The sequence below is a fragment of the Loktanella sp. M215 genome (assembly GCF_021735925.1).
GTDB lineage: Bacteria > Pseudomonadota > Alphaproteobacteria > Rhodobacterales > Rhodobacteraceae > Loktanella.
Window position 1 is genome coordinate 701,536 of the sequence record NZ_WMEA01000001.1, and the last position, 26,317, is coordinate 727,852.

29 protein-coding genes are annotated in these 26,317 nt (G+C 65.5%); 15 read left to right on the top strand and 14 right to left on the bottom strand.

Annotation, left to right across the window (positions count from 1 at the left end; all coding sequences use genetic code 11):
- Positions 1-64 precede the first annotated feature (64 nt).
- The 8 genes from GLR48_RS03400 (at position 65) to GLR48_RS03435 (ending at position 7,772) form a co-directional block, all read left to right on the top strand.
- Entirely contained in the window at positions 65-847 is a 783-nt protein-coding gene (locus GLR48_RS03400) for an SDR family NAD(P)-dependent oxidoreductase (protein ID WP_237058658.1), read from the top strand.
- Entirely contained in the window at positions 847-1,659 is an 813-nt protein-coding gene (locus GLR48_RS03405) for an alpha/beta hydrolase (protein ID WP_237058660.1), read from the top strand. Before GLR48_RS03400 ends, GLR48_RS03405 begins: the two co-directional genes overlap by 1 nt.
- Before the next feature lie 125 nt (positions 1,660-1,784).
- Positions 1,785-4,640, top strand: a complete 2,856-nt coding sequence (locus GLR48_RS03410; protein ID WP_237058662.1) for a monovalent cation/H+ antiporter subunit A — start codon at positions 1,785-1,787, stop codon at positions 4,638-4,640.
- 2 nt (positions 4,641-4,642) lie between these two features.
- The gene (locus tag GLR48_RS03415) at positions 4,643-5,020 is read left to right on the top strand and encodes a Na+/H+ antiporter subunit C (RefSeq protein WP_237058664.1); all 378 of its coding nucleotides are present in this window, start codon (positions 4,643-4,645) and stop codon (positions 5,018-5,020) included.
- Positions 5,017-6,645 (top strand): monovalent cation/H+ antiporter subunit D, encoded by a 1,629-nt coding sequence (locus GLR48_RS03420; RefSeq protein ID WP_237058666.1) that lies wholly within the window; start codon positions 5,017-5,019, stop codon positions 6,643-6,645. The genes GLR48_RS03415 and GLR48_RS03420 overlap by 4 nt, the downstream gene beginning before the upstream one ends.
- 1 nt (position 6,646) lies before the next feature.
- Positions 6,647-7,150, top strand: coding sequence for a Na+/H+ antiporter subunit E (locus GLR48_RS03425; protein WP_237058668.1), 504 nt, complete (start codon positions 6,647-6,649; stop codon positions 7,148-7,150).
- Positions 7,147-7,416 (top strand): K+/H+ antiporter subunit F, encoded by a 270-nt coding sequence (locus GLR48_RS03430; protein WP_237058670.1) that lies wholly within the window; start codon positions 7,147-7,149, stop codon positions 7,414-7,416. Before GLR48_RS03425 ends, GLR48_RS03430 begins: the two co-directional genes overlap by 4 nt.
- Positions 7,413-7,772, top strand: a complete 360-nt coding sequence (locus GLR48_RS03435; protein WP_237058672.1) for a monovalent cation/H(+) antiporter subunit G — start codon at positions 7,413-7,415, stop codon at positions 7,770-7,772. Before GLR48_RS03430 ends, GLR48_RS03435 begins: the two co-directional genes overlap by 4 nt.
- On the opposite strand, the gene GLR48_RS03440 is transcribed toward GLR48_RS03435, so the two are convergent.
- Positions 7,769-8,083 (bottom strand): hypothetical protein, encoded by a 315-nt coding sequence (locus GLR48_RS03440; RefSeq protein WP_237058674.1) that lies wholly within the window; start codon positions 8,081-8,083, stop codon positions 7,769-7,771. The two genes, GLR48_RS03435 and GLR48_RS03440, sit on opposite strands and share 4 nt — an antisense overlap.
- Before the next feature lie 103 nt (positions 8,084-8,186).
- Here GLR48_RS03440 and GLR48_RS03445 point away from each other — a divergent pair, with 103 nt between their 5' ends.
- The 3 genes from GLR48_RS03445 to GLR48_RS03455 all read left to right on the top strand — a co-directional run bounded on the left by GLR48_RS03445 (position 8,187) and on the right by GLR48_RS03455 (position 11,711).
- Complete coding sequence (locus GLR48_RS03445) at positions 8,187-9,266, top strand: agmatine deiminase family protein (RefSeq protein ID WP_237058676.1); 1,080 nt, start codon at positions 8,187-8,189, stop codon at positions 9,264-9,266.
- Between the two features lie 2 nt (positions 9,267-9,268).
- A complete protein-coding gene (locus GLR48_RS03450) occupies positions 9,269-10,945 on the top strand; it encodes an amidase (protein WP_237058678.1) in 1,677 nt (558 codons plus the stop codon).
- Positions 10,946-11,015: 70 nt separating this feature from the next.
- Complete coding sequence (locus GLR48_RS03455) at positions 11,016-11,711, top strand: hypothetical protein (RefSeq protein WP_237058680.1); 696 nt, start codon at positions 11,016-11,018, stop codon at positions 11,709-11,711.
- Here GLR48_RS03455 and nth read toward each other — a convergent pair.
- Positions 11,708-12,352 (bottom strand): endonuclease III, encoded by a 645-nt coding sequence (gene nth, locus GLR48_RS03460; protein ID WP_237064317.1) that lies wholly within the window; start codon positions 12,350-12,352, stop codon positions 11,708-11,710. The genes GLR48_RS03455 and nth overlap by 4 nt on opposite strands.
- 78 nt (positions 12,353-12,430) lie before the next feature.
- Between nth and GLR48_RS03465 the strand changes: the two genes are divergently transcribed.
- The 3 genes from GLR48_RS03465 to GLR48_RS03475 all read left to right on the top strand — a co-directional run bounded on the left by GLR48_RS03465 (position 12,431) and on the right by GLR48_RS03475 (position 14,919).
- Positions 12,431-13,291: a methylated-DNA--[protein]-cysteine S-methyltransferase gene (locus tag GLR48_RS03465; protein ID WP_237058682.1), complete on the top strand. Its 861-nt coding sequence runs from the start codon at positions 12,431-12,433 to the stop codon at positions 13,289-13,291.
- Between the two features lie 93 nt (positions 13,292-13,384).
- The gene (locus GLR48_RS03470; RefSeq protein WP_272911364.1) at positions 13,385-14,041 is read left to right on the top strand and encodes an OmpA family protein; all 657 of its coding nucleotides are present in this window, start codon (positions 13,385-13,387) and stop codon (positions 14,039-14,041) included.
- 110 nt (positions 14,042-14,151) lie between these two features.
- Positions 14,152-14,919, top strand: coding sequence for a FadR/GntR family transcriptional regulator (locus GLR48_RS03475; protein ID WP_237058684.1), 768 nt, complete (start codon positions 14,152-14,154; stop codon positions 14,917-14,919).
- Positions 14,920-14,976: 57 nt separating this feature from the next.
- Here GLR48_RS03475 and GLR48_RS03480 read toward each other — a convergent pair whose 3' ends face one another.
- From GLR48_RS03480 to GLR48_RS03500, 5 genes are all read right to left on the bottom strand, one after another.
- Positions 14,977-15,534 (bottom strand): F0F1 ATP synthase subunit B, encoded by a 558-nt coding sequence (locus GLR48_RS03480; protein ID WP_237058686.1) that lies wholly within the window; start codon positions 15,532-15,534, stop codon positions 14,977-14,979.
- A 3-nt stretch (positions 15,535-15,537) separates the two neighbouring features.
- The gene (locus tag GLR48_RS03485) at positions 15,538-16,062 is read right to left on the bottom strand and encodes a F0F1 ATP synthase subunit B' (RefSeq protein WP_237058688.1); all 525 of its coding nucleotides are present in this window, start codon (positions 16,060-16,062) and stop codon (positions 15,538-15,540) included.
- 83 nt (positions 16,063-16,145) lie between these two features.
- Positions 16,146-16,382 (bottom strand): F0F1 ATP synthase subunit C, encoded by a 237-nt coding sequence (locus GLR48_RS03490; RefSeq protein WP_090186282.1) that lies wholly within the window; start codon positions 16,380-16,382, stop codon positions 16,146-16,148.
- A gap of 63 nt (positions 16,383-16,445) precedes the next feature.
- Positions 16,446-17,273: a F0F1 ATP synthase subunit A gene (locus tag GLR48_RS03495; RefSeq protein WP_237064321.1), complete on the bottom strand. Its 828-nt coding sequence runs from the start codon at positions 17,271-17,273 to the stop codon at positions 16,446-16,448.
- A 49-nt stretch (positions 17,274-17,322) separates the two neighbouring features.
- Positions 17,323-17,679, bottom strand: a complete 357-nt coding sequence (locus tag GLR48_RS03500) for an AtpZ/AtpI family protein (protein WP_237058690.1) — start codon at positions 17,677-17,679, stop codon at positions 17,323-17,325.
- Between the two features lie 206 nt (positions 17,680-17,885).
- Between GLR48_RS03500 and GLR48_RS03505 the strand changes: the two genes are divergently transcribed.
- Positions 17,886-18,212, top strand: a complete 327-nt coding sequence (locus GLR48_RS03505; protein ID WP_237058691.1) for an ArsR/SmtB family transcription factor — start codon at positions 17,886-17,888, stop codon at positions 18,210-18,212.
- A gap of 210 nt (positions 18,213-18,422) precedes the next feature.
- Here GLR48_RS03505 and GLR48_RS03510 read toward each other — a convergent pair whose 3' ends face one another.
- The 7 genes from GLR48_RS03510 to GLR48_RS03540 form a co-directional block, all read right to left on the bottom strand.
- Positions 18,423-19,298, bottom strand: coding sequence for a DMT family transporter (locus GLR48_RS03510; RefSeq protein WP_237058692.1), 876 nt, complete (start codon positions 19,296-19,298; stop codon positions 18,423-18,425).
- A 63-nt stretch (positions 19,299-19,361) separates the two neighbouring features.
- Complete coding sequence (locus tag GLR48_RS03515) at positions 19,362-19,652, bottom strand: HU family DNA-binding protein (protein ID WP_237058693.1); 291 nt, start codon at positions 19,650-19,652, stop codon at positions 19,362-19,364.
- A gap of 134 nt (positions 19,653-19,786) precedes the next feature.
- On the bottom strand, positions 19,787-21,262 hold the full coding sequence (locus tag GLR48_RS03520; RefSeq protein ID WP_237058694.1) for an AMP nucleosidase: 1,476 nt from the start codon (positions 21,260-21,262) through the stop codon (positions 19,787-19,789).
- Positions 21,259-23,058 (bottom strand): adenine deaminase, encoded by a 1,800-nt coding sequence (gene ade, locus GLR48_RS03525; RefSeq protein ID WP_237064323.1) that lies wholly within the window; start codon positions 23,056-23,058, stop codon positions 21,259-21,261. Before ade ends, GLR48_RS03520 begins: the two co-directional genes overlap by 4 nt.
- 43 nt (positions 23,059-23,101) lie before the next feature.
- Positions 23,102-23,584 carry a tryptophan-rich sensory protein TspO gene (tspO, locus tag GLR48_RS03530; RefSeq protein ID WP_237058695.1) on the bottom strand — a complete coding sequence of 161 codons (483 nt, stop codon included), beginning with the start codon at positions 23,582-23,584 and terminating at the stop codon, positions 23,102-23,104.
- 36 nt (positions 23,585-23,620) lie between these two features.
- Positions 23,621-24,655 (bottom strand): 15-cis-phytoene synthase, encoded by a 1,035-nt coding sequence (gene crtB, locus GLR48_RS03535; RefSeq protein ID WP_237058697.1) that lies wholly within the window; start codon positions 24,653-24,655, stop codon positions 23,621-23,623.
- Positions 24,652-26,196 carry a phytoene desaturase gene (locus tag GLR48_RS03540; RefSeq protein WP_237058699.1) on the bottom strand — a complete coding sequence of 515 codons (1,545 nt, stop codon included), beginning with the start codon at positions 26,194-26,196 and terminating at the stop codon, positions 24,652-24,654. Before GLR48_RS03540 ends, crtB begins: the two co-directional genes overlap by 4 nt.
- Positions 26,197-26,317: the final 121 nt, after the last annotated feature.

Below are 26,317 nucleotides of genomic sequence, written 5' to 3' on the forward strand. Positions count from 1 at the left end.
CCGGCGGAACAAGTTGCCCCCGGCCCCTGTTGTCCGGCGACACTTATTTATGAGGAGCAGAGACATGGATCTTGGCATTAAGGGCAAGCGCGCGCTGATCACCGGCGGTTCGGGCGGCATGGGCATCGAGACGATCAAGCGGTTCATCGAGGCGGGCGTGGAAGTCACCGCGACCGACCTGAAGGAAGAAGACCTTGCCCCGGTGCGCGAAGAGTTCGGCATCACCTGCATCGCTGGCGATCTGTCGAGCAAGGCCGGCGTGGACAAGTTCATGGCCGAAGCCGGCACGGATTTCGACATCTGGGTGCATGCGGCCGGTGTGACCGGTGCCAAGGGCGATCCGCTGGAGATGTCCGAGGAAGACTGGGACGACGCGCTGAACATCGATTTTCTGTCGGGTGTCCGCATGGCGCGCCACCTGTGCCCGGCGATGATCGACCGCGGCTGGGGCCGGGTCGTGTTCGTGACGTCGGAAAACGTGGCGCAGCCATATCCGGAGGAAACCGTCTATAACTCTGCCAAGTCGGCGTTGCTGAGCCATGCGAAAAGCATCGCGATGGCCCATTCGGGCAAGGGCCTGCTGGTGAACTGCATTGCGCCCGCGTTCATCGAGACGCCGATGACGGATGGCATGATGGAAAAGCGGTCGGAGGAGGAGAACTGTTCCTTCGACGAGGCGGTCGAGAGCTTTCTTGAGGAAGAGCGCCCCTATCTGGTGTTGAAGCGGCGCGGCAAGGTGGAAGAGGTCGCCCCGGTGATCGTGTTCCTGTGCAGCGAGTTGTCGTCCTTCGTGACCGGCGCCAACTGGCGCATCGACGGCGGTGCGGTAGGGTCGATCAACGTCTGATGGATCGCGCGGCGCTGGAACGGCATATCCGTGACACGCCCGTCGAAGGGTCGCCCGCAGAGATGCGAGCGGCCTTTTTACGGTTGGCGCAGGCGGGCGACGCGCCTGCGTTGCCGCAGGTGGCACGTGTCGGCGGCTGTGATGGGCGCTGGTTCGGCAGGGGCGGGCGGCCGGTCGTCTGGCTGCACGGCGGCGGTTATGTCTTTGGTGGCTCTGATACCCATGCCGCCCCGGCGCGGGTGCTGGCCGGTCTGACGGGGCGCGCGATCTTCGTGCCCGACTATCCGCTGGCGCCGGAGCGTCCCTGGCCCGCGCAGCGTGATGCGGTGCGGGGGGTTCTGGATGCGCTGGACCGGCCCGACGTTGTCGGTGACAGCGCGGGCGGGCATCTGGGGTTGGTGCTGGGCCTGTCCCATCCGCACCTGATGCGGCGGCTGGCGGTGCTGTCGCCCAACACGGACCGCAGCGGGCAAAGCACGACGCGGACGCGGAACTCTGCCACGGACCTGATGAACGACGACGCGCAGGACCGGCGGTTGTCGGACATGGCGCTGGGGCATCTGCGCGACGACGATCCCGAAGCGTCTCCACTGCTCGGAGAGCTGGGCACGCTGCCGCCGCTGTTCATGGCGGCCACGACGATCGAAGTGCTGCTGGACGACACGCTGTTGTTCGCCACGCGCGCGGGGCGGGAGGGCGTTCCGCTGACGCTGCGGGTGCTGCCGGACCTGTTTCACATGTGGCATCTGTGGCCGGATGCGACGCCGGAGGGGCGCGGCATCTTGCGGGACGTGGCGGCGCATCTGGCCTGAATCGGCGCGGAATGGCCTAACGGCGTCTGAATTTTTCGTCATCACGGCCCCGAGAGCACGAAAAGCGGCTTTATTCGGATTTCAAGGGCTGGTCGTTCCGGTTTGTGTCCGCAATAAAAGCACCCATGTCACTGTTTCTCATCGTCGCCCTGCCCTTCCTCGGTGCGCTGCTGCCCGGCCTGATGATCAGGGCCGGACGGCAGGTGTGCTTTGTCACCACCTTCACCGTGACGGCGCTGGCCTTCATCGGGTTGATGACGCATCTGCCCGGTGTCCTGCGCGGAGAGGTCGCCACCGCGCGGCTGGACTGGCTGCCGGGGCTGGGCATGAACGCAAACCTGTTCCTTGATCCACTGGGGCTGATGTTCGCGGGGCTGATCCTGGGGATCGGGCTGCTGATCATCACCTATGCGCGCTGGTATCTGTCGCGCGACGACAACATGGGCGAATTCTATAGCTATTTGCTGCTGTTTCAGGGTGCGATGGTCGGTATCGTGCTGTCGGACAACATCCTGATGTTACTGGTCTTCTGGGAGCTGACGTCGCTGTCGTCCTTCCTGCTGATCGGCTTCTGGAAGCATCTGCCAGAGGGCCGTCAGGGCGCGCGGATGGCGCTGACCGTGACCGGCATGGGCGGGCTTGCGATGATCGGGGGGATGCTGATTCTGGGCCAGATCGTCGGCAGCTATGACCTGACGGTGATCCTGCAGAACCGGGAGTTGATTCAGGCCTCGCCCTTGTATCTGCCGGCGCTGCTGCTGATCCTGACGGGGTGTTTCACGAAATCCGCGCAGTTCCCGTTCCACTTCTGGTTGCCACACGCGATGTCGGCACCGACGCCGGTGTCGGCCTATTTGCATTCGGCCACCATGGTGAAGGCGGGGCTGTTCCTGATGGCGCGGCTGTGGCCGGTGCTGAGCGGCACGGACGTCTGGGTGACGCTGGTGTGTTCCGTCGGTCTGATCACCATGGCGCTGGGCGCGTTCATCGCGTTCTTCAAGGATGATCTGAAGGCGCTGCTGGCGTTTTCGACGGTGTCGCATCTGGGCCTGATCTGCTTTCTACTGGGCACCGGGACGACCTTTGGCGCGATGGCGGCGGTGTTCCACATCCTGAACCACGCGAGCTTCAAGGCGGCACTTTTCATGGTGGCGGGGATCGTCGATCACGGGGTGCATACGCGCGACATGAAAAAGCTGGGCGGGCTGCGTCACTTGATGCCGCTGACCTTTTTCATCGCGACGCTGGCGGGGCTGTCGATGGCGGGGATTCCGCTGTTCAACGGTTTCGTCTCGAAAGAGATGATGCTGGAAGAAGCGCTGCACACGACGCTGTTCAACAGCCCGCTGCTGGTGACGGTCGTGGCGACGCTGGGTGCGCTGTTTTCGGCGGCCTATTCGTTCCGCTTCATCTCTCATACCTTTCTGGGGGCAGAGCGGGACGATTATCCGGCGCATCCCCATGATCCCGAGCCGGGTCTGTGGCTGCCCCCTGCCCTGCTGATGATTCCCGTCGTGGGTCTGGGGATCGCGCCGTTTCTGGCAGAGCCTTTCGTGCGGCTGGTCACAGAGGCCGTCGTCGGCGGCGTGGCCCCGATGCCGGAGGAGCATCTGGCCCTGTGGCACGGTCTGACCCCGGCGCTGGCGATGTCCGCGATTGCGGTCGTGGGCGGGTTGATCTGGCTGGCGCTGTTCGGCCCGCTGTCCCGCGTCTGGCATGCGGTGCCGCGGCCAGAGGCGAAGGACATGTTCGACAGCCTGATCAAGGCACTGGCCAATGCCGCGGGGCGGTTCAGCCACCGGCTGCACGACGGTAGCTTTACCCGTTATGCGGCGATCTTTGTCGTGACTGTGGTGGGGCTGGGCGCGCATGCGTGGTTCACGGGCAGTGCCGCGGCGCTGACGCGGACGATGCTGCCGATCACGCCGGTCGCCGTCGCGCTGTGGGCCATGCTGATCGCGGCGGCGGGGTTCCTCGTGATCTATCACCGGAACCGGCTGGCCGTGCTGATCCTGATGGGGATCATCGGGTTGATCGTGTCGGTCAGCTTCAACTACTTTTCGGCCCCCGACCTTGCGCTGACGCAGATCTCGGTCGAGGTGGTGACGATCATCCTGCTGCTGCTGGCGCTGAATTTCCTGCCGAACCGCAGTCCGGCGGAATCGAGCGTCGGCCGACGCACGCGGGATGCGGTGATCGCCATCGGCGGCGGCATCGCGGTCGCGGGGCTGACCTGGACGATCCTGATGAGCGATTTCCCGATGACCTCGATCTCGGACTATCATCTGGCCAATTCCTACAAGGGCGGCGGCGGCGACAACGTCGTGAACGTGATCCTCGTGGACTTCCGGGGCTTTGATACCTTCGGCGAGATCATCGTGCTGGGGATCGCGGCGCTGGTCATCTATGCGCTGACCGAGGCGCTGCTGAACGGCGAGGTCCGCGCGAAGCTGCTGAACCGCGATTTCGAAGAGGCGCGCGCCGGCGATGCCCACCCGCTGATGATGGTCGTTCTGACGCGGGTGATGATGCCGGTGGTGCTGATGGTTGGCGTCTATATCTTCCTGCGCGGCCATAACGAGCCGGGCGGCGGGTTCGTCGCAGGTCTGATCGTGGCGATTGCGGTCGTGATGCAATACATGGCGTCGGGCTTTGCCTGGGCCGACAGCCGCCAGCGCTATCCCTATCACGGGATCATCGGGGCGGGTGTGCTGGTCGCGGGCCTGACCGGCATCGGATCGTGGTTCGCGGGAGAGCCGTTCCTGACGTCGGCCTTCGGCTATTTCCGCATCCCGCCGATGAACGAATTCGAACTGGCGACGGCGGCGGCCTTCGATCTGGGCGTCTTCCTTGCGGTCGTGGGTGCGGTGATGCTGTCGCTGGAAAGCTTCTCTCGCCTCGGCCGGCGCGCCGGGACCGAGGCCAGCGAACACGCCATGGACATCGACCCGTCCCGCCCATCCATCAAGCAGGAGGGCTGAGCATGGAATTCCTCATGGCCACCGCGATCGGCGTGCTGACCGCCGCAGGCATCTACATGGTGCTGCGGCTGCGCACCTTTCCGGTCATCATCGGCACATCGCTGCTGAGCTATGCGGTGAACGTGTTCCTGTTCGCCTCGGGTCGTCTGGCGCTGAACGCACCACCGGTGCTGCGCGACGGGGTCGAGGTCTATACGGACCCGCTGCCGCAGGCGCTGGTGCTGACGGCAATCGTGATTTCATTCGGCATGACGGCGGTCGTCGTCATCATGGCGCTGGGATCGTATCTGAGCGCCGGTGAGGATCTGGTCGACGTGCCCGCCCGCGATGCAGAGATTCCGCAAGCCCCGCATGCGCTGCGCGGTGAGGCGGTCGAATGACCCATTGGATCGTCGCCCCCGTCGTCCTGCCCGCGATGCTGGCTGCCATATTGGTGCTGGTCGCGCGGTTTCATATCTCGCTTCAGCGGGTGCTGTCGGTGGCTGGCACGGCGGCCTTGCTGGGCGTGGCACTGGGCCTGTTCTGGCAGGCCTATGACGGCACGATCAGTGTCTATCAGCTGGGCCACTGGCAGGCGCCCTTCGGCATCGTGCTGGTCGCGGACCGGTTGTCGACACTGATGGTGTTGGTCACGGCCATCCTGGCGCCGCTGGTGCTGCTTTATGCCATAGGGTCCGGCTGGGACACGCGGGGGCAGCATTTCCACCCCCTTTACCAGTTCCAGCTGATGGGGATCATGGGGGCGTTCCTGACCGGCGATGCCTTCAACCTGTTCGTCTTCTTCGAGGTGCTGCTGATCGCGTCCTACGGTCTGATGATCCACGCGGGCGGCAAGCGGCGGCTGCGCGCGGGCACGCAGTATGTGCTGTATAACCTGCTGGGATCGACGCTGTTCCTGTTCGCGCTCGGCACGATCTATGCCCAGACGGGCACGCTAAACATGGCGGATCTGGCGGTGCGGGTGGCCGCGCTGGACCCCTCCAATTCTGCGGGTATCCGGGTGGCCGCGGTCCTGCTGCTGCTGGTCTTTGCCGTCAAGGCGGCGGTGCTGCCACTGCATTTCTGGCTGCCCGGTAGCTATGCCGAGGCCCCTGCCCCCGTCGCCGCGCTGTTCGCGATCATGACCAAGGTCGGCGCCTACGGGATCATCCGGTTCTATACGCTGGTCTTTCCGCCAGAGCTGGAGATCACCCAAGGCCTGTTCGACACATGGCTGATGCCCGCCGCATTGCTGACGCTGGCGATGGGCATGATCGGTGTGCTGGGGTCCTATCGGATCGACAGGCTGGTGGCCTTTGCCGTCATCGGGTCGATGGGGATGCTGTTGTCGGCGGTGGCTGTGTTCACCGCGTCGGGCATCGTCGCGGCGCTGTATTACGCGATCCATTCCACCTTTGCCACGGCGGCGCTGTTTTTGCTGGTCGACGTGCTGCGCGACCGGCGGACGGGCGTCGGCGTCTGGCTGCGCGATGCGGTACCCGTCGCGGGCGGGCCGCTGGTGGCTGGCATGTTCTTTGTCGCCGCGATCGCCATGACCGGCCTGCCGCCGCTGTCGGGCTTTGTCGGCAAGCTGCTGATCATGGATGCGGCGCGCGGATCGGCGCTGGTCTGGTGGGTCTGGGGTATCGTGCTGGCGGGATCGCTGGTCGCCGTCGTGGGCTTTGGCCGGGCGGGCAGCCAGATGTTCTGGCGGTCGCATCAGGTCGCGGCAGAGCGCGAGGAGAATCCCGAGTCCGAGGCGGGCGAGGCGAATACCAAGGAAAACGACGCGCCGGAGCCTGCCCTGCCGATGGTCGCCATCGGCAGTCTGCTGGCGCTGCTGGTCGCGCTGACGGTCTTTGCCGGGCCGGTGACGGGTTTTCTGAACGCGACGGCCACGCAACTGTTCAACCCGCAACCCTATATCGCGGCCGTGCTGTCGATGCCGGGCAAGGTCATCAAGGATGACCACGGCGACGATGCACCGCACGACGCCGCCGCGACCGACACCGAGGAGGGTCATTGAGATGCCATTGCGACTGACCCGCCGGCTGCTGCCGCACCCGCTGCTGACCCTGCTGCTGGTGGTAGTCTGGTGCCTGCTGAACAACAGCCTGACGCTGGGGACCATCGTTTTCGGCACGATCCTGGGGCTGTTGATCCCGATCCTGACCGCCGCTTACTGGCCCGACCGGCCCCCTGTTGCGCGGCCTTTCGGCATGGTCGTCTATTGCCTGATCGTGATCTGGGACATCATCAAGTCGAACATCACGGTGGCCATGCAGATCCTGTTCCGGGGCAATGACAGCCTGCAGCCCGCGTGGATCACCGTGCCGCTGGACCTGCGCAAGCCCGAGGCGATCACAATCCTTGCCGGGTCCATCACCCTGACCCCCGGCACCCTGTCCGCGGACCTGAGTGCGGATGGCACCGCCCTGCTGGTCCACGCGCTGCACGCGCCGGACCCCGATGCCGTGCGCGACGACATCAAGGCCCGTTACGAAAGCCGCCTGAAGGAGATCTTCGCATGACCGAAATCGCCCTTTATTTCGCCATCGGCGCCGTGGCGCTGGCACAGGTGCTGGCCATGGTCCGCCTGCTGCGGGGACCGCATGTCGGCGACCGCATTCTGGCGCTGGATACGATGGTCATCAACGCCATCGGGCTGATCATCCTGTCTGGCATCCTCTGGGGGACGCAGATCTATTTCGAAAGCGCCATGATCATCGCGATGCTGGGCTTCGTGTCCACCGTCGCGCTGTGCCGTTTCGTGCTGCGGGGGGACATCATCGAATGACAGATCTGCCGATCCTCTGGGACATCATCCTGTCGGTGCTGCTTGTGACCGGCGGAGGCTTTACGCTCGCCGGGTCATTGGGCCTGCTGAAGCTGAACAACCCGATGTCGCGGCTGCATGCGCCGACGCTCGCCTCGACCCTTGGGGTGGGATCGCTGCTGCTGGCGTCGATCGTGGCATCTTTTGCCGATGGCCGCCCGTCCCTGCACGAGGCGCTGGTGATGGCGTTCCTGTTCGTCACGGCGCCGATCACGGCGAATTTCATCGCCAAGGTGCACCTGCACCGCTGCCGCGATGTCACCGACCTGCCGCAGCCGCCGACCGACAAGGTCTGGGCGACCCGGTCAGAGGACTAGGCGGCGCCCTTCGCCAGCATTTTGGCGACCGAGGATTCGACCATTTGCACGATCTGACCCTTCATCATGGTCAGCATCATCGGCACGGCGATGGTGCCCTGCACGGCCTCGGGGGTCAGCTGCGATTCGACCACGATGGTCTGCCCCATCACGCCGATATCGAGCCGCATGCCATCGTCGCCGATCTGTTCGGCCGTGACGTGACCGCCGGGGGGCAGGGCCTTTTCCAGCTTTGGCACACCGGCCAGCAGGCGGGCGGCGGCCTCGGGGACGGGAAGGCTGTGGGGGACGCTGAAGGGAACGTGCGGCATGGCGGACTTCTTGCTGTGTGACGCGCGGGTCATACGCGCGGCGGGACGGGCGGAAAAGGCATGATCGCGCGATCTGCGCTGTAACGCGGCGTGACGCCGCTGGATGCCCCGTATTTTCCCGCTTATCCTGCCCAAGATCAGTGCAGGAGACGAGACGATGACGTGGCACATGCCGACCGAGACGGCACCCCAGGACCGGATCTGGATGGCCTTTCCCCGCGAAGGGGCGACGCTGGGCGAGGGCAGTGCTGCGCGCGAGGCGGGGTATGCGGCGTGGGGCACGGTCGCCAACACCATTGCCGCCCGCCAGCCGGTGACGATGATCGTGGACCCGACCGAAGGCGCGCGCGCGCGGCGCATGCTGGACAGCGGGATCGAGATCATGGAGCGGACCATCGACGACTTCTGGCTGCGCGATTCGGGGCCGACCTTCGTGCATGATGCGCAGGGCGGGCTGGCGGCGGTCGACTGGATCTTCAACGGCTGGGGCGGGGCGGACTGGACCAGCAGCGCCCATGACCGCGATCTGGCGCGGTTCATTGCGGGCGTTGCTGGCGTGCCGGTGGTGCCGTCGCTGCTGGTGAACGAGGGCGGCGGGTTCCACGTCGACGGGGCTGGCACGGTGCTGGCGACGGAAACGGTGCAACTGGGGGCGGAACGCAATCCGCATGCGGATGCGGGTCGCGTGGCCGAGGAGTTTGCGCGCACGCTGGGCGCGCGCAAGACGATCTGGCTGCCGCGCGGGCTGACGCGGGATTACGACCCGTTCGGCACGCGGGGACACGTCGATATCGTCGCCTGCCTGCCAGCGCCGGGGGTCATCCTGTTGCACGAACAACGTGATCCGTCGCACCCGGATCATGCGGTGATGCAGGCGATCCGCGCGCAGTTGGAGGGTGAGACGGATGCCGACGGACGACGGTTCGAGATCATCGACGTGCCGGCCCCGGCGACGCTGACCGACGCGCATGGGTTCGTCGATTACAGCTATATCAACCATCTGGTCATCAACGGTGCGGTCATCGCCTGCACCTTTGGCGAGGCCGAGGCGGACGCGCGCGCGCTGGAGATCCTCGGCGCGGCCTATCCGGGGCGAGAGGTCGTCGGTGTCGATGCGCGGGAATTGTTTGCGCGCGGCGGCGGTATCCATTGCATCACGCAGCAACAGCCGAAGGCCCGATGAACATGGTCGAGGCCAGCATCGCCGACCTGCGCGCGGCGCTGGAGGCGGGCGAGGTTACGAGCGTCGGGCTGGTGGACCTGTATCTGGACCGGATCGCGCGGTTCGACCGGGCGGGGCCGTGTCTGAATGCGGTGCCGGTGCTGAACCCCGCTGCGCGGGCCGCGGCGCAGGCGTCCGACGCACGGCGGGCGGCGGGCGCTGTGCTGGGGCCGCTGGACGGCATCCCCTACACCGCCAAGGACAGCTACAAGGTGCGCGGCCTGACGGTGGCCGCTGGATCGCCGGCCTTTGCGGATCTGGTGGCCACGGATGATGCCTTTGCCATCGCCCGGTTGCGGGCGGCGGGGGCGGTGCTGATCGGGCTGACGAACATGCCGCCCATGGCGAACGGCGGGATGCAGCGGGGGCTTTATGGCCGGGCGGAGTCGCCCTACAGCGCCGACTGGCTGACGGCGGCCTTTGCGTCGGGGTCGTCCAATGGATCCGGGACGGCCACGGCGGCGAGCTTTGCGGCCTTCGGGCTGGCCGAGGAGACCTGGTCGAGCGGGCGCGCGCCTGCGTCCAACAACGGGCTTTGTGCGTATACGCCCAGCCGTGGCGTGATCTCGGTCCGGGGGAACTGGCCGCTGGTGCCGACGATGGACGTGGTGGTGCCGCATACGCGGACGATGGCGGATATGTTCGCGGTGCTGGACGTGATCGTGGCGGACGATCCGGAGACGTCTGGCGATCTGTGGCGCAGCCAGCCGTGGGTGAGCTTGCCGAAGGCGTCGGAGGTGCGGCCCGCATCCTATCTTGACTTGGCAAGCGCATCGCTGCGCGGCAAGCGGTTCGGGGTGCCTGCGATGTATATCAACGCAGACCCGGAGGCCGGGACGGCGCAGCACCCCGGCATCGGCGGGCCGACCGGGCAGCGGATCGAGACGCGCGCCGCGATCATGGCGCTGTGGGAGGCGGCGCGGGATGCGCTGGAGGCGGCGGGGGCCGAGGTGGTGACGGTGGATTTCCCGGTCGTGTCCAACTACGAGGGCGACCGGCCCGGGTGTCCAACCATCGCCACGCGCGGGCTGCTGCCGGAGGGATACCTCAAGCGCGAGATCGTCGATCTGTCGGTCTGGGGGTGGGAGACGTTCCTGCGCGACAATGGCGACGCGGGCCTGTCGCGGCTGTCGGATGTGGACGGGGCGCGGATCTTTCCCCCAACGCCGGGCAGCCTGCCGGACCGCTATACCGGGTTCGATGATGATATCGCGGACTACCCAGCGCATGCACGCGCCCACGGCGTGACGGATTTTCAGGATATCCCGACGCTGGCCGCAGGTCTGCGCGGGCTGGAGGAGACGCGGCGGGTCGATCTGGAGGAGTGGATGGACAGCCACAGTCTGGATGCGGTGGTGTTTCCGGCGGTCGCTGACGTGGGACCGGCGGATGCGGATGTGAACCCGGCTAGCGCCGATCTGGCGTGGCGCAACGGGGTCTGGGTGGCGAACGGCAATCTGGCGATCCGGCATCTGGGGATTCCGACCGTGACGGTGCCGATGGGCGTCATGGCGGATATTGGCATGCCGGTGGGTCTGACGCTGGCCGGACGGGCCTATGACGATACGGGCCTGCTGGCGCTGGCCGCCGCGTTCGAGGCGACGGGCGATTACCGGATGCCGCCGCCGCGCACGACGTGAGGCGTGTTGTCCCCTCGACACCGCGGGCGGCACCGCTAGGGTCCGCGCGACAAGCGAAGGGAGACGGCTGTTGCGCATCGTTCTGATACTGGGCTCTGGCCCGTCCGTGGTGAGCTGCGCGGACTGGCCGCGCGCACCGTTCGACCGGATCGTGGCGATCAACAACGCCTGGCGCGTGCGCGACGATTGGGACGATCTGATCCATCCGTCGGATTTTCCCAGTGACCGGATGCCGACAGACCTGCGTGCGGGGCAGCGGGTCGTGACGGCCGACGATTATGTGCCGGTGCAGAACGAGTTTGGCGGGTTCGTTTATGCGGGCGGCACGATGGCGTTTACCGCAGGCTACTGGGCGCTGGGGGCGTTGAAGCCGGACGTCATGGCCTTTCTGGGCTGCGACATGGTCTATCCCGACAGCGGGGCCACGCATTTTTATGGGACGGGCACAGCAGACCCGTTGCGGCAGGATGTGACCTTGCGGTCCCTGCCCGCGAAATCCGCGCGGTTGCAGGTCATGGCGGCGCAGCGGGGTTGTGCCTGTGTGAACCTGTCGACGGGAGAAAGCCGGCTGGTGTTCCCACGCGCGCGACCGGAGGACCTGCCGGTGAAGCCTGCAGCGTTCGACGCGGACAGTGCTCCGGCAGCGCTGGCCGAGGAGGTGCGGCTGGATTACGTCGTGCCCAGCGGCAAGTACTGGAAAGAGGAAAGCCGATTTGATCCTGCGGCCATCGACGCGCTGGATGCGCTTTGGCTAAGGGCCGTCTAAAGGACCTTATCCTCGAACCCGCAGAGGTCGCGGATCAGGCAGGCGGCGCATTTGGGTTTGCGCGCGACGCAGGTGTAACGGCCGTGCAGGATCAGCCAGTGATGGGCGTGGCGCTGGAAATCGGCGGGGACGTGATCCTCGATCCGGCGTTCGACCTGATCGACATCCTTGCCGGGGGCGATGCCGGTGCGGTTGCCGACGCGAAAGATGTGGGTGTCGACCGCCTGCGCGGGATGCGCCCACCACATGTTCAGCACCACATTCGCCGTCTTGCGCCCGACGCCGGGCAATGATTGCAGGGCGGCGCGGGAATTGGGGACCTCTCCGGCGTAGTCATCCACGAGGATCTGGGACAGCTTCATCACGTTCTTGGCCTTCTGGCGGAAGAGGCCGATGGATTTGACGTGGTCGGTCACCGCCTCCAGCCCCAAATCCAGCATCTTTTGCGGCGTGTCGGCCACGGCAAACAGCGCGCGGGTCGCCTTGTTCACGCCCTTGTCGGTCGCCTGCGCCGACAGGGCCACGGCCACGACGAGGGTGAAGGCATTCACATGCTCCAACTCTCCCTGCGGTTCGGGTTCCGCCGCCTGAAAGCGGGTGAAGATCTCGCGGATCGTGCGGTAGTCGAGTTGCTTTGCCATGCGCTCTTGTGCCCTGTCCCGCGCGGGTTGCGCAAGTTCCGGGTCGCCGCAGGTGCGCGGCACGGCTAGTGTCGGGGCATGGAACACGCACCCTATCATTACGCCGTCATGGCCCGCGCCATCGACCTGATCGACACCCACAAGGGCGAGCCTTTGTCGCTGGCCGATCTGGCCGATGAACTCGGGATGAGCGCGAGCCACGTGCAGCGTGTCTTTTCCACATGGGTCGGGGTATCGCCGAAACGCTATCAGCAGTTTCTGGCGCTGGACCACGCCCGCCAGATGCTGCGCGAGAATTTCACGACGCTGGCGGTGGCGGATGCGGTGGGGCTGTCGGGCAGCAGCCGGTTGCACGACCTGTTCCTGCGGTGGGAGGCGATGACGCCCGGCGATTATGCGCGGCAGGGGGCGGGGCTGACGGTGCGCTGGGGCTGGTGCGACAGTCCCTTTGGCCCGGTGCTGTCGATGGCGACGGACCGGGGGCTGTGCGGGTTGGCCTTCGCCGCAGAGACCGGGCGCGATGCCGCGATGGCGGACCTGACCGGGCGCTGGCCCCTTGCCACCTTTGTCGCGGATCCGGAGGCCGTGGTGGGCTGGACTGAAGCGGCGCTGACGGGCAGCGGCGAGGCGCGACTGCACATGATCGGCACGCCCCTGCAGATCAAGGTCTGGGAGGCGCTGCTGCGTATTCCCAGCGGACAGGTCACGACCTATTCCGAGATCGCGCAGTCCATCGGCCACGACCGGGCCGTGCGGGCCGTGGGCACCGCCGTCGGTCGCAACCCGGTCAGTCTGCTGATTCCCTGCCATCGCGCCCTGCGCAAGTCTGGCGCCCTTGGGGGATATCATTGGGGTCTGCCGGTCAAGCGGACGCTGCTTGCGTGGGAATCCGCACGTGCGGATTCACAAAAAGGTGATATTCGGCGGAACATTGCCTGACAATTCCGCGTTATTGGATAGCACCGCGCGTTGCGACATAACCGCGCCAGAGACTCACCCTCACTTCCGGGTCCAATGAAGAAAGAGAATCACATGATCACCCTGACACGCCTGAACCTGACCTTGGCCACCGCAGCGCTGGCCCTGACCACCGCCTGTGCCGGCACCGGCGGCCCGAACGACAACCGCATGACCGGACAGGGCGCAGCCATCGGCGCTGGCCTTGGTGCACTGGCGGGTGCCGCCACCGGCGACAACAAGTCCGAGCGGATCCGGAACGGCCTGATCGGTGCATCCCTGGGTGCCGCAGCCGGTGCCACCGCCGGCAGCGTGCTGGACCGTCAGGAACAGGAACTGCGCAACCAGATGGGCGGCAACGTCGGCATCGTGAACAACGGCCAGAACCTGATCGTGACGCTGCCGCAGGACATCCTGTTCGCCACGAACTCGACCACCGTGTCCGCTGCCGCACAGGGCAACCTGTCGACGCTGGCGCAATCGCTGCAGCAGTACCCGAATTCGACCGTCAACGTGATCGGTCACACCGACGACGTGGGTGCCGCATCCTTCAACGCCGACCTGTCGACCCGTCGCGCCCAGTCCGTCTCCTCGGTTCTGATTGCCAACGGCGTGTCGTCGGCCCGCATCCGGTCGATCGGCCGTGGCGAAGACCAGCCTGTCGCCACCAACCTGACCGCCGAAGGCCGTCAGCAGAACCGCCGCGTGGATATCGTCATCACGCCGAACTAAGCAGCGGATCTTTCACCATAAAGAAGGGGTTGCCCAGACGGGCAGCCCCTTTTCGTTTGTCCGCCCCCCGGATCGGTCATAATGTCTGACCACCTTACCGAGAATGTCTTATGCCGTTCGAACCCGTCACCCAGGAAAAGCTGTCAATCGGCATCGCGCGCCAGATCGAGGATCTGATCCTGCGCGGCATCCTGCGGCCGGGCCAGCGTCTGCCGCCGGAACGGGATCTGAGCGAGCGGATGCATGTGTCCCGGCCATCGCTCCGCGAGGCGCTGGCCGACCTGCAGGCGCGCGGTTTGCTGAGCGCGCGGGCAGGTGCGGGCGTCTATGTGGCCGACGTGCTGGGCAGCGCCTTTGCCCCGGCCCTGATCAAGCTGTTCGCGGATCATCCTGTGGCCCTGCACGATACGATCAGCTTTCGCCGGGATATGGAAAGTCTGGCGGCGGAACGGGCGGTGCGGCACGGGACGGATACCGACCTTGCGGTGATCGACACGGTCTTTCAGAAGATGGAAGCGGCGCACCGCAAGTCCGACCCCACGGAAGAGGCGCAACTGGATGCCGATTTCCACCTTGCGGTGATCGAGGCCAGTCACAACATCATCCTGCTGCACATGATGCGGTCAATGTATGACCTGCTGCGGCAGGGCGTATTCTATAACCGGGCCGTGATGTTCCAGCAGCGGCTGACGCGGGGCGACCTGCTGGGCCAGCACCGGGCCATCAACGTGGCGATTCAGGCGCGGGATGCGGCCGGTGCGCGGGCGGCGATCAATGCGCATATGGACTACGTCGAGGGTGCGATGAACGACCAGCAGAAGGCGGACCAGAACGAAGGTTTTGCCCGCAAGCGGCTGGACATCGAACACCAGCGCTGATGCAAAAAGGCCCCGGCGGATGCCGAGGCCTTTTCAAAGCGATCCGCGGTTGCGGTATCAGTGCATCTTGGCTTTCACCGTTGCGATGGAGTCGTCGATCAGCGCGTTGGCGCGGTTGGCGTCCATCTGCTTGGCGATCACATCCTTGGCGGCAGCGACGGCAACCGTCACGGCGCGGTTCTTCACATCCTTGACGGCAGCGGCACGCGCGCTTTCAAGCTGCTCTTCGGCACCGGCCAAACGGCGGGCGATGGTTGCGGCAATCTCGTCCTTGGAGGCTTGGGCAGAGCGTTCGGCCTCGGTGCGGGCGTTGGCGACGATGCGCTCAGCCTGTTCCTGCATTTCCTTCTGCTTGCGCTCGTAAGAGGCCAGCAGCGATTGCGCTTCTTCACGCAGGGCGCGGGCTTCGTCCAGATCGGCGCGGATGCCGTCGGCGCGCTTGTCCAGCATCTCGGCGACCTTCGAGGGCACCTTCATGTAGAGCAGGATCGCGATGAACAGGATGAAGGCCAGCAGCACGATGAAGTTCGTGTTGCGCAGCGAGACGAAGGGGCCGGTCGCGGCGAACGCCGGAGAGGCGAGCAGCGTGAACAGCGGGATCATCAGATAACGCATGGTTTATCCCTTCATCCGGTCGGTGACGGCGGCGTCGATGGTCGCCTGATCGGCGCTGGACCCCATCGCGGCGACAAGCGCCTCTGCCACGTCCTTGGCCACGATTGCCACGTTTTCGGTGGCACTTGCGCGGATCTCGGCGATGCTGGCTTCGGCCTCGACGGTCTGGGCCGCGATCTTGGCGTCGGCTTCGGCGAGGGCCGTGTCCAGATCGGCCTGCGCTTCGGCACGGGCCTGATCCGCGATACGGTTTGATTCGGTGCGGGCGTCGGCAAGGGCCTTTTCATAGACCGCCTCGGCCTCGGTTGCGCGCAGCTTCAGATCTTCGGCTGCGGCGAGGTCGTTCGAGATGGTACCGGACCGTTCCGCCAGAACACCGCTGATGCGCGGCAGGGCGATCCGGGACAGGACCAGATAGATCACGACAAGCGCGACCAGAAGCCAGAAAATCTGGTTCGGAAATGTCGAGAAATCGAGCTGCGGCATGCCGCTTTCGACTTCCTGTGCGACGACGTTTTCAGTTGCCATCTTGGTCCCCGGTTACCTTTTGTTTCAACCGTCCGACGCGGAGGTTGCCCCGCGTCGGAAAGTCGTAAGGATGTCGTGCCGTATTAGGCTGCGAACATCAGCAGCAGCGCGATGAGGAACGAGAAGATCCCCAGGGCTTCTGCGAAGGCCAGGCCGATGAACAGCGTCGCGGTCTGCGAAGCAGCGGCAGAGGGGTTGCGCAGCGCGCCGGCCAGATAGTTGCCGGCAACGTTGCCGACACCCAGAGCCGCCAGACCGGTACCGATGCCTGCGAGGCCGGCACCGAGGAATTGACCCATGCTTGCGATATCGCCTTCCATAATCTTTTCTCCTTACGATGGAATTGCGTTGGTGGTTCGTAGACGGACCTGAAAACCTTGACCCTAGTGGGCCGGATGCAGCGCATCCTTGAGGTAGACACAGGTCAGAATGGCAAAGACGTAGGCCTGAATACCGGCCACGAGGACCTCCAGACCGTAGATCGCGGTGATCGCTACGACCGACAGCGGGCTGACGATGGCGAGGCCTGCGAAGGCCGCGAAGACCTTCATCACGGCGTGACCGGCAGTGATGTTACCGGCCAGACGGACGGAGTGGCTGACGGGGCGCACGAAGTAGGAAATCAGCTCGATCACGGCGATGATGGGGCGCAGGAACAGCGGCGCTTCGGACATCCAGAAGAGTTTCAGGAAGGACGGACCGTTCAGCACGAAGCCAAGGATCGTCACGCCGAAGAACACGCCGAAACCCAGAACCGCGGTGACCGCGATGTGGCTGGTGGTGGCGAAGGACAGCGGGATCAGGCCAAGGAAGTTGGCGAAGAGGATGAAGACGAACAGCGTCATGACATAAGGGAAATACTTCAGCCCCTCTTTGCCGCAGACGTCTTCGACCATCTTGTGGGTGAAGCCGTAGAACAGTTCCGCGACCGACTGGGTGCGGGTCGGGATCGTGGCGCGGCCACGGGACCCTACGACGAACAGCAGCACGACGCACAGCACGGCGAGAGCCAGCCAGAGCGTCACGTTGGTCGGGGTGTACCAATGAATTTCGGGCACCGGCATGGTGGGATGAAAGATGCCGCCTTCGCCAAAGATCGGGCGGACGAGGAACTGATCCAGCGGGTGAAAGACAAGGCCGCCGGCGTCATGTGCGGCTTCCGCACCGTGGGCCACGGCTGCGTCTGCGGCACCGACCGTGTCGGCGCTCATCACGGCATCGCCTGCACCGTGGGTCGCTGCGTCTGTCGTCTGTGTGTGACTAGCCACGTGTTTCACCCTCGTTCTTGGCAGTCGGCCCCGCTTGGCCCGCCAGCTGTTTCTTCTGCACTTCTTCGGCCGATCGCAGCATGGTCTTGATCCCGGCTGCGAGGCCGAACAGGACGAAAATCACCAGAAAGACCGGAAGGGTTCCGAAGAACCGATCCAGACTGTATCCGATGCCGAAACCGATCCCGAGACCGGCCACAAGCTCGATCACCATGCGCCAGGCCAGCTGACCCTGATAGTGACCGTCCTTCGGAGCATCGACCTGTGCCGTCGTCCTGCGGGAGGCCAGCTTCTCCTCGAGCGCCTTGAGACGGGCGGCGGGATCGTCTGGGTCCGGGCTGTCTGACACGCGTTGAGGCCCCGTAAATAACTCCGGTGGGTCTATGCGGCAGGGGTCTGCGAGTCAAGCGGTGGAAGGTCGACGTTAAATTACTGATATTGCTTACAAAAGCGTATAGACCGATCGCCATTTCAGGCCTGTGGGCCTGTCTAAAACGACCCGATGTCATTCAACCATCTGGTTGACGTTTCGAAAGGCCGCCGCCTAATGGCCCCATGACATCGGATCTGGACAGCACATTTTCGGCCCTTGCGGACCCGACCCGGCGGGCGATCCTTGCCATGCTGCTGGAAGACGACATGGCGGTGACCGACGTGGCCGAACCGTTCCAGATGTCGCTGGCGGCGATTTCGAAACATCTGGGGGTGCTGACGGCGGCTGGCCTGATCTCTCAGGAAAAGCGGGGGCGGGTGAAGTGGTGCAAGCTGGAACCTGACGCCCTGCGCGACGCAGCGGTGTGGATGCAGGGGTTCGGCCAGATCGCGGGCCTTGATCTGGATGCCTTTGAGGCGTTTTTGCAGCAAGAGCGGCTGGACACATGAAAAAGGCCGCGCGATCCGGGGATCGACGCGGCCGTTACAACTTAAACTGAATGTGGCTTAGTAGACGCCGGCGATCTTCAGAACGAAGATGACCACGACAACCAGACCGATGACATAAATAACGCTGCGCATGGTAAGACCTTCCCTATTTGCGTTGGGTTAACGGCCCATCGCACCTCTGGTTCCACCCGTCATCAAATTTAGATCACGTTAGGGTGATGCTGTGGTCTGCTTGCTCAGCTGGACCGCCAGAATACCGCCGGCGATGATGATGACGCCCACCACGTCCAGCGGCCCAATGCGTTCGCCCAGAAAACCTGCGGCGATCAGCACGCCGAGGAACGGGTTCAGGAAGTGAAACGTGCTGGCGCGGACGGCGCCGATCCGGCCGACCAGCAGGAACCAGACCCAGGTGGCCGCCAGTCCCGGGACCAGCGTGGTATAGAAGAAGGCGATGATCAGATGGGCGTTCCAGTCCACGACGAAAGGTTCTGTCAGGATGGCCGGGATCGCCGTCAGGACGGACCCGACCAGCAGTTGCAGGCCCACGATGGCCAGCACGTTGCCCCCAGACGAGGCGCCCATCACCGCCAGCGTCGCCGCCGTCAGTGCCACGACACCGACGATCAGCAGCAGCAGACCCATGACATCCGTGCCGCCCGTCAGCCGCGCGCCCATGATCAGCGACACGCCCACGACGCCGGCGACCAGACCGGCGATGCCCAGAGGCCGCACCTTCGTGCCGAAGATCAGCCAGCCGGACAGCGCCACCAGCAGCGGCATGGTCGAGGCGATGATCGCGGCGAGCGAGGCCTGCACCGTCTGCATCGCGACGAAGTTCAGCCCGAGGTAAAGCGCGTTCTGGCAAAGCCCGAAGACGAGCACGCCAGTCCACTGGCGGCGCGTCAGGCGGAACGACTGGCCCAGCGCCAAGGCGATGGCGCAGCCCAGCAGGCCAGAGATCAGGAACCGCAGGGACAGCGCCGTCAACGGTGGCGCGTATGCCACGATGACATGCGCCGAGGTGAAGGCCGAAGACCACATCGCCGCAAAGGCGAAGCCCATGAACAAAGCCTTGAAATCCATATCACCTCAACGAAAAAGGGCCGCCCGTGGCGACCCTTTCCCTAATCCGTGCAAGATGCAAGATCAGCCGTTGACGCTGTCCTTCAGCGCCTTGGCAATGGTCATCTTGACGACCTTGTCGGCGTCCTTCTTCATCTGCTCGCCGGTGGCTGGGTTGCGCACCATCCGCTCGGGACGCTCGCGGCAGTAGATCTTGCCGACACCGGGCAGGGTCACTGCGCCGCCGCCGGACACTTCGTCCGTGATGATCTCGGTCACGGCGTCCAGTGCAGCACCTGCGGACTTCTTGTCCATGCCGGTCTTTTCCGACAGTGCCGTCACAAGTGCGGCCTTGGTCATCGGTTTGGTTGCCATTGGTCGTGTCTCCCTGAAGATGCCCCGTCTATGGGGCCGATTGCCGGTCATTTAACGTCATGTTGCGTGACACCACAACGCTTTGTGCGGACGCGCAAGCCCCAAAACACGCGAAAACGCCTGTTTTTCGGGGTTCAGAGGAAAGCTGTCTCTTCAAAGCTACGCAATTTGCGGCTGTGGATGCGTTCCAGCGGCATTTCGCGCAGCGCTTCCATCGCGCGGATGCCGATCATCAGGTGGTTCGCGACCTGCGTGCGATAGAAATCAGAGGCCATGCCGGGCAGCTTCAGCTCTCCGTGCAGGGGCTTGTCACTGACGCAGAGCAGGGTGCCGTAGGGCACGCGGAACCGGAATCCGTTGGCGGCGATGGTCGCACTTTCCATGTCGAGCGCCACGGCGCGGGATTGCGACAGGCGCTGCACCGGGCCGGAGTGGTCGCGCAATTCCCAGTTCCGGTTGTCGATCGTGGCGACAGTGCCGGTGCGCATGATCCGCTTCAGCTCGTAGCCTTCCAGCTTGGTCACCGCCTCGACCGCGTCTTCGAGGGCGATCTGGATTTCCGCCAGTGCGGGGATCGGCACCCAGACCGGCAGATCGTCATCGAGGACGTGATCTTCGCGCAGGTAGGCGTGGGCGAGGACGAAATCGCCCAGGCGTTGCGAATTGCGCAGGCCGGCGCAGTGCCCGACCATCAGCCAGGCGTGGGGGCGCAGGACGGCGATGTGGTCGGTCGCGGTCTTGGCATTGGACGGGCCGACGCCGATGTTGACCAGCGTGATGCCGGCGCCTTGCCTGCGCTTGAGGTGATAGGTCGGCATCTGCGGCAGCTTGGCCGGGATATGCATGACGGCGTCCGCATCCGTGATGACCTGATTGCCCGGCCCGACGAAAGCGGTATAGCCGCTGTCGGGATCGGCCAGCATCCGGCGGGCGAAGGCCTCGAACTCCTCGATATAGAACTGGTAGTTTGTGAACAGGACATGGTTCTGGAAATGCGCCGCATCGGTCGCGGTGTAATGCGACAACCGGGCGAGCGAGTAGTCCACGCGCTGTGCGGTGAAGGGGGCCAGCGGTGCGGCGCCGTCGGGATAAAGGAAGCCGTGACCGTTCACGATGTCGTCGTGGGTCGTGGACAGGTCGGGCACATCGAAGATGTCGCGCAGGTGGAAATCGGCGGCCCCTTCCTGCGGGACCGTGACGCTCGCGTCGTTGGCGACGGCGAAATGCACCGGCATGGGCGTGGTGGATGCACCGATCGTCACCGGCACCCGGTGGTTCTGCATCAACAGGCCGATCTGCTGTTCGAGGTAGTGGCGGAACAGGTCCGGCCGGGTGACGGTGGTGGAATAGGTGCCGGGCTGCGGGACGTGACCGAAGGACAGGCGGCTGTCGGTTGGGGCATAACTGGTCGTGGTCAGGCGGATTTCGGGATAATAGGCGCGGTAGCTCGCGTCGGATTGCCCCGTGCGCAGGACCTCGCTGAAATGCGTGGTCAGAAAGCCGGTCGCGGCATCGTGAAGCGCACAGAGACGGGCGACGGCAGCGGCGGCATCATCGAAGATTTCGGGTGCGGGCACATCGGGGCAGCGCAGGGCGCGGATATCGGTCATTGCGGGCCCTCGAACAGTGGGGTGAGTTTGAATGCGGTGACGTCCACGAGGCCGAGGTCGCTGATCCTGAGTTCCGGGATCACGACGAGGGCCAGCAGCGAATGCTGCATGTAGGCGTTGTGCAGGGTGCAGCCGCAGTCGGCCATGGCGGCGACCATCGCGTCGGCGTCGGAAGCGACCTCTGCCGCTGGCCGGTCGGACATCAGGCCGGCGATGGGCAGGCGGACCAGCGCGATCTCTGCCCCGTCCTTCCAGACGGTGATACCGCCGCCGACAGCGCCCAGCCGGTTCGCGGCGGCGGCCATCATGTCCCGGTCGGTGCCGACGACGATCATGTGGTGGCTGTCATGCGCCACGGTCGAGGCGATGGCCATGCGGCCGGTGTAACCGAAGCCCGAGACGAAGCCGTTGGTGACGCCGCCCGTCCCCCGGTGGCGTTCGACGAGGGCGATCTGGCAGACCTCTCCCGTCGCCTGCACGCGGCCTTCGGTAACGGGGAGCTCAAACGTCAGCGCCTTGGTGGGGGCCTGATTTTCGACGACGCCGATGACCTTGGCGGTGACGGCATTGGCGCCCTCGGGGGCCTTTACCGCGAAGTCCTGCGCGTCGAGCACCTTGCCCAGATGCACGGTCTGCCGTGCTGTGGCAGGCCAGTCGTAATGCGGGCAGTCCACCGTGATCTTGCCGTCGATTGCCACCGTCTGTCCCCGCGCGATCACATGCTCGATTGGGAGGGTGACAAGGTCGGATGTCAGGATCATGTCAGCCCGCCGCCCCGGCGCGATGCTGCCCAGTTCGCGTTCCAGCCCGAAATGCGTCGCGGTGTTGATCGTCGCCATCTGGAGCGCGATCACCGGGTCGCAGCCGCAGGCAATCGCGTGGCGCACGACGCGGTTCATGTGGCCTTCGTTCACCAGCGTGCCCGCCATGCAATCGTCGGTGCACAGGATGAAGTTGCGCGGATCAAGGCCGCGTTCGGTCACGGCGGTGATCTGGCTTTCGACGTCATACCACGCCGATCCCAGCCGCATCATGCTGCGCATCCCCTGCCGCACGCGGGCGATGGCGTCGGATTCGGCGGTGCCTTCGTGATCGTCGGCGGCCCCACCGGCGGCGTAGGCATGAAAGGGCACGCCCTTGTCGGGGCTGGCGAAATGGCCGCCCACGGTCTTGCCAGCGCGCATGGTGGCTGCCATTTCGGCCAGCATCTGCGCGTCGCCGTTGATCACACCGGGGAAGTTCATCATCTCGCCCAGGCCGATGATGCCGGGCCATTGCATCGCCTCGGCCACGTCTTCGGCACTGATTTCATACCCCGTCGTTTCCAGACCGGGGGCAGATGGGGCGCAGGACGGCATCTGGGTGAAGATATTGACGGGCTGCATCAGCGCCTCGTCGTGCATCATCCGCACGCCCGCCAATCCAAGCACGTTGGCGATCTCGTGCGGGTCGGTGAACATGCTGGTCGTGCCATGGGGGATCACAGCGGCGGCAAATTCGGCGGGCGTCAGCATCCCGCTTTCGATGTGCATATGCGCGTCGCACAGGCCGGGGATCAGGTAGCGGCCCTGCCCGTCGATGACCTGCGTCGCCGCGCCGATGCAGTGGCTGGCGTCGGGGCCGACGTAGGCGAAACGCCCCGCCGCGACGGCGACCTGCCAGCCGTCCAGCACCTCGCGGCTTTGGACGTTGACCAGACGGACGTTGTGCACGACCAGATCGGCGGGGCTGCGGCCAGCGGCCACGGCAACAAGGCGGGGGGCGGTTTCGGCCCAGGTGGGAATGTGATGCGACATGGGCAAAGGTGTCACCAAAGCCATGCCCGCTTCAACCCCCGGGTCAGGGCAGTTTGTGGATTTCCAGCGGTTTCTGGTCGGGGTTCAGCCGCCAGACGGTAAAGTTCAGCGCGCCCGCGACGGTAACCCACAGGAAATAGGGCACGAAGGCCAGACCGGCCCAGAAATCCAGCTGGAAATGCGTGACCGTGGCCCCCAGCACCGCGAGCCAGAGGCAGGCCATGATCGGCAGCGACCCCTTCAGCCGGCGCAACCCGAAGAACACCGGCGTCCACAGCGCGTTCAACGCGATCTGCGCGGCCCAGAAGGCCATGGCATACTGGTTGCCATCCAGCGGGGCCACACGCGCGCCCGCGACCGAGATCAGCAGATAGATCGAGGTCCACATGATCGGGAAGGCCCAGTTGGGCGGGGTCCATGCAGGCTTGTTCAGGCGCTTGTACCACTCGCCCGTCGGGAACAGCGCGCCGGTGGCGCCTGCGGCAAAGGTCGCGGCGAGGAAGATCAGGAACAGCGTGACGGACATGGAATATGCACCTTTCGGAGGCAAGTCCCATTCTATCTAGGCGCTTTGGCGGCCCTGTCCATGCCCCGTCTCGCGCCGCGACAGATCCGCAAGGGTGTCCAGCACCGCGGTCGAGCGGCGCGCGGGGCGCGTCTGGCGGCCTGCGGCGTCCACCAGAAAAGCGACCTCTGCCAGTGGCGGGGCATACATCACGGCCGGGCGCGGCATCAGGAAGGTCGCGGCGGTCAGGCCCGTCGCCTGCCCGATCCAGACGAGTTTCTGCAGGCGGGACGTATGGGCGCGCTGGCTGATCGAATCGTAGCCCTGCCGCCGCACCTGCCCGCCGATGCCGTCATAGATCAAGCGCGCGGCCCAGATGCCAAGGCGGGCCGACCGGGGCAGGCCCGCGATCCCGGCCTCTGACCGGCGGTAAAGGTGGTCGGCCTCGGCCAGCAGTTGGCGGACCATGCGGCGCTGCGCGGGGCCGGGGCGCGGGTTCGCAAGAAAGGCCTCCTCGGTCAGCCCTTCGCGGGCCAGCCAGTCGGTCGGCAGGTAAAGGCGGCCTTCGCGCGCGTCCTCGCCCACGTCGCGGGCGATGTTGGTCAACTGCATGGCGACGCCAAGGTCACAGGCGCGCGCCAGCGTATCGGCGCAGCGCACCTGCATCAGCACGCACATCATGGCCCCGACAGCCGCCGCGACGCGGGCGGAATAGGCGCGCACGTCGGACAGCGTGGTGTAGCGGCGATGCTGCGCGTCCCAGGCGAGGCCTTCGAGCAGGGCATCGGGTAGCGCGCGGGGCATGTCGTAGGCGGCGACGATCGCGGCAAAGGCGCGATCCTCTGCCGCGTTGCGGGGGCGCCCGGCGTAGGCGAGGTCGAGGCGGTCCCGCAACCGCAGCACGGCGCTGGCCTTGTCGGTGCCCTCGTCCACCTCGTCATCCGCGAGGCGGCAGAAGGCGTAAAGCGCCAGTGCCGGATCGCGGACGCCTGCGGGCAAAAGGCGCGAGGCGGCGTGAAACGACAGCGACCCGGTGCGGATCATCGCGCGGCAATGGTCGAGGTCGGCGGGGGTGATGCCGTGTGCGGTCATTCGGCGGCCATCTTCAGTGCGGGAACAGGGGGAGCGTCGGGGATCAGCTTGCCCAGCACCTCGGCGCTGGAGACGACGCCGGGGACACCGGCGCCCGGATGGGTGCCCGCACCGACGAGGAACAGGCCCTTCGCCTCTTCGCTGATGTTGTGGGGGCGGAAATACGCGGATTGCAGGATGCGCGGTTCAAGCGAGAAGCCGGAGCCGTGGGGCGAGAGGTAGCGGTCGCGGAAATCCTCTGGCGTGTAGATCAGGTCGGTCGTGACGTGATCGCGGAAGCCGGGGATCAGCGTGTCGAGGACCGCCGCCACCTTGTCGCGATAGCGCAGCTTCTCGGCCTGCCAGTCGACGGGATTGGCGTGGCCGAGGTGCGGAACGGGGGACAGGGCGTAGAAGGTATCGCCGCCCGCAGGCGCCACGGAAGGGTCGGTCACGGAGGGGCGATGGACATAGAGAGACATGTCGTCGGCCAGCTTGCCGTTTTGGAAGATGTCGCGCAGCAGACCGTCGTAGCGCGGGCCGGACAGGATTGTGTGGTGGCCCACGTCAGCCCATTTGTCCCGCGTGCCTGCAGTGCCGAAATACCAGACGAACAGGCCCATCGACCAGCGCCGCTTTTTCAGCTTGGCGTCGGTCCAGCGCTTGCGCGGGGCGTCCTTCAGCAAGGTGCCATAGGTATGCCCGGCGTCGGCGTTGCTGATCACCAGCGGGGCAGAGAGCGTCTGGCCGCCGTGCAGCGTGACGCCCTGCGCCGCGCCGTCCGCAATCGCGATCCGGTCGACCTGCTGGTTCAGCTTGATCGTGCCGCCTTGCGACCGCACCACGTCGGCCATCGCGTCGGCAATCGCCTGCACGCCGCCCATGGCGTAGTGGACGCCGAATTCCTTTTCCAGATAGCTGACCAGCGCATAGATCGAGGTGACCTTGCGCGGGTCGCCCCCGATGAACAGCGGATGGAACGACAGGGCCATGCGCAGACGCTCGTCCTTGACCCGCGCCTTGGCGAGGCCAAGGATCGAGCGGTCGGCGCGCAGCTTGGCGAATTGCGGCAGGACCTTCACCGTCTCCCAGATGCTGTGCATGGGGCGGGCGACCATGCCTTCGAACCCGAGCTTGTAGCGGGCGTGGCTGTCGCGCAGGAACCGGCGGTAGCCCTTCACGTCGCCGGGCGACAGGCGGGCGACTTCGGCGGCCATCTCCTCGGTGTCGCCATTGACACGGAAGGTCGACCCATCCGGCCAGCGGATTTCGTAATAGGGCGCGAGCGGGCGCAGATCGACGTCGGCGTGAAAGTCGCGCCCGCAGGCGGCCCAGAGGTTTTCGTAGACCTGCGGGACCGTCACGATGGTCGGGCCAAGGTCGAAGCGATGACCGCCCTGCGTGACCGAACTGCCGCGCCCGCCGACCCGGTCGAGCTTGTCGAGGACGGTGACGGCGTAGCCCTTGGCGCCGAGGCGCATGGCGGCGGACAAGCCGCCAAGACCCGCACCGATGACGATGGCGCGGTTGTCGGAGGCGGGATCTGGGTGACTGTGATTCATGGGATCACGCTAAATGTGTCAATCAAAGTTGACAATATCTTTTTCAAGGCTGCGACAAATACGGCAAGCGGGGTTGCGCGATGCGGAAAATGTGTCACGATAGATTGACACATCAGCGCAG

What these genes read in the sequence shown, in the direction of transcription:
- GLR48_RS03400 (WP_237058658.1), top strand. Translation starts at nt 65, where the DNA reads ATGGATCTTGGCATTAAGGGCAAGCGCGCGCTGATCACCGGCGGTTCG.
- GLR48_RS03405 (WP_237058660.1), top strand. Translation starts at nt 847, where the DNA reads ATGGATCGCGCGGCGCTGGAACGGCATATCCGTGACACGCCCGTCGAA.
- GLR48_RS03410 (WP_237058662.1), top strand. Translation starts at nt 1,785, where the DNA reads ATGTCACTGTTTCTCATCGTCGCCCTGCCCTTCCTCGGTGCGCTGCTG.
- GLR48_RS03415 (WP_237058664.1), top strand. Translation starts at nt 4,643, where the DNA reads ATGGAATTCCTCATGGCCACCGCGATCGGCGTGCTGACCGCCGCAGGC.
- GLR48_RS03420 (WP_237058666.1), top strand. Translation starts at nt 5,017, where the DNA reads ATGACCCATTGGATCGTCGCCCCCGTCGTCCTGCCCGCGATGCTGGCT.
- GLR48_RS03425 (WP_237058668.1), top strand. Translation starts at nt 6,647, where the DNA reads ATGCCATTGCGACTGACCCGCCGGCTGCTGCCGCACCCGCTGCTGACC.
- GLR48_RS03430 (WP_237058670.1), top strand. Translation starts at nt 7,147, where the DNA reads ATGACCGAAATCGCCCTTTATTTCGCCATCGGCGCCGTGGCGCTGGCA.
- GLR48_RS03435 (WP_237058672.1), top strand. Translation starts at nt 7,413, where the DNA reads ATGACAGATCTGCCGATCCTCTGGGACATCATCCTGTCGGTGCTGCTT.
- GLR48_RS03440 (WP_237058674.1), bottom strand. Translation starts at nt 8,083, where the DNA reads ATGCCGCACGTTCCCTTCAGCGTCCCCCACAGCCTTCCCGTCCCCGAG.
- GLR48_RS03445 (WP_237058676.1), top strand. Translation starts at nt 8,187, where the DNA reads ATGCCCCGTATTTTCCCGCTTATCCTGCCCAAGATCAGTGCAGGAGAC.
- GLR48_RS03450 (WP_237058678.1), top strand. Translation starts at nt 9,269, where the DNA reads ATGGTCGAGGCCAGCATCGCCGACCTGCGCGCGGCGCTGGAGGCGGGC.
- nth (WP_237064317.1), bottom strand. Translation starts at nt 12,352, where the DNA reads ATGGCAAAGCAACTCGACTACCGCACGATCCGCGAGATCTTCACCCGC.
- GLR48_RS03465 (WP_237058682.1), top strand. Translation starts at nt 12,431, where the DNA reads ATGGAACACGCACCCTATCATTACGCCGTCATGGCCCGCGCCATCGAC.
- GLR48_RS03470 (WP_272911364.1), top strand. Translation starts at nt 13,385, where the DNA reads ATGATCACCCTGACACGCCTGAACCTGACCTTGGCCACCGCAGCGCTG.
- GLR48_RS03475 (WP_237058684.1), top strand. Translation starts at nt 14,152, where the DNA reads ATGCCGTTCGAACCCGTCACCCAGGAAAAGCTGTCAATCGGCATCGCG.
- GLR48_RS03480 (WP_237058686.1), bottom strand. Translation starts at nt 15,534, where the DNA reads ATGCGTTATCTGATGATCCCGCTGTTCACGCTGCTCGCCTCTCCGGCG.
- GLR48_RS03485 (WP_237058688.1), bottom strand. Translation starts at nt 16,062, where the DNA reads ATGGCAACTGAAAACGTCGTCGCACAGGAAGTCGAAAGCGGCATGCCG.
- GLR48_RS03490 (WP_090186282.1), bottom strand. Translation starts at nt 16,382, where the DNA reads ATGGAAGGCGATATCGCAAGCATGGGTCAATTCCTCGGTGCCGGCCTC.
- GLR48_RS03495 (WP_237064321.1), bottom strand. Translation starts at nt 17,273, where the DNA reads ATGAGCGCCGACACGGTCGGTGCCGCAGACGCAGCCGTGGCCCACGGT.
- GLR48_RS03505 (WP_237058691.1), top strand. Translation starts at nt 17,886, where the DNA reads ATGACATCGGATCTGGACAGCACATTTTCGGCCCTTGCGGACCCGACC.
- GLR48_RS03510 (WP_237058692.1), bottom strand. Translation starts at nt 19,298, where the DNA reads ATGGATTTCAAGGCTTTGTTCATGGGCTTCGCCTTTGCGGCGATGTGG.
- GLR48_RS03515 (WP_237058693.1), bottom strand. Translation starts at nt 19,652, where the DNA reads ATGGCAACCAAACCGATGACCAAGGCCGCACTTGTGACGGCACTGTCG.
- GLR48_RS03520 (WP_237058694.1), bottom strand. Translation starts at nt 21,262, where the DNA reads ATGACCGATATCCGCGCCCTGCGCTGCCCCGATGTGCCCGCACCCGAA.
- ade (WP_237064323.1), bottom strand. Translation starts at nt 23,058, where the DNA reads ATGTCGCATCACATTCCCACCTGGGCCGAAACCGCCCCCCGCCTTGTT.
- tspO (WP_237058695.1), bottom strand. Translation starts at nt 23,584, where the DNA reads ATGTCCGTCACGCTGTTCCTGATCTTCCTCGCCGCGACCTTTGCCGCA.
- crtB (WP_237058697.1), bottom strand. Translation starts at nt 24,655, where the DNA reads ATGACCGCACACGGCATCACCCCCGCCGACCTCGACCATTGCCGCGCG.
- GLR48_RS03540 (WP_237058699.1), bottom strand. Translation starts at nt 26,196, where the DNA reads ATGAATCACAGTCACCCAGATCCCGCCTCCGACAACCGCGCCATCGTC.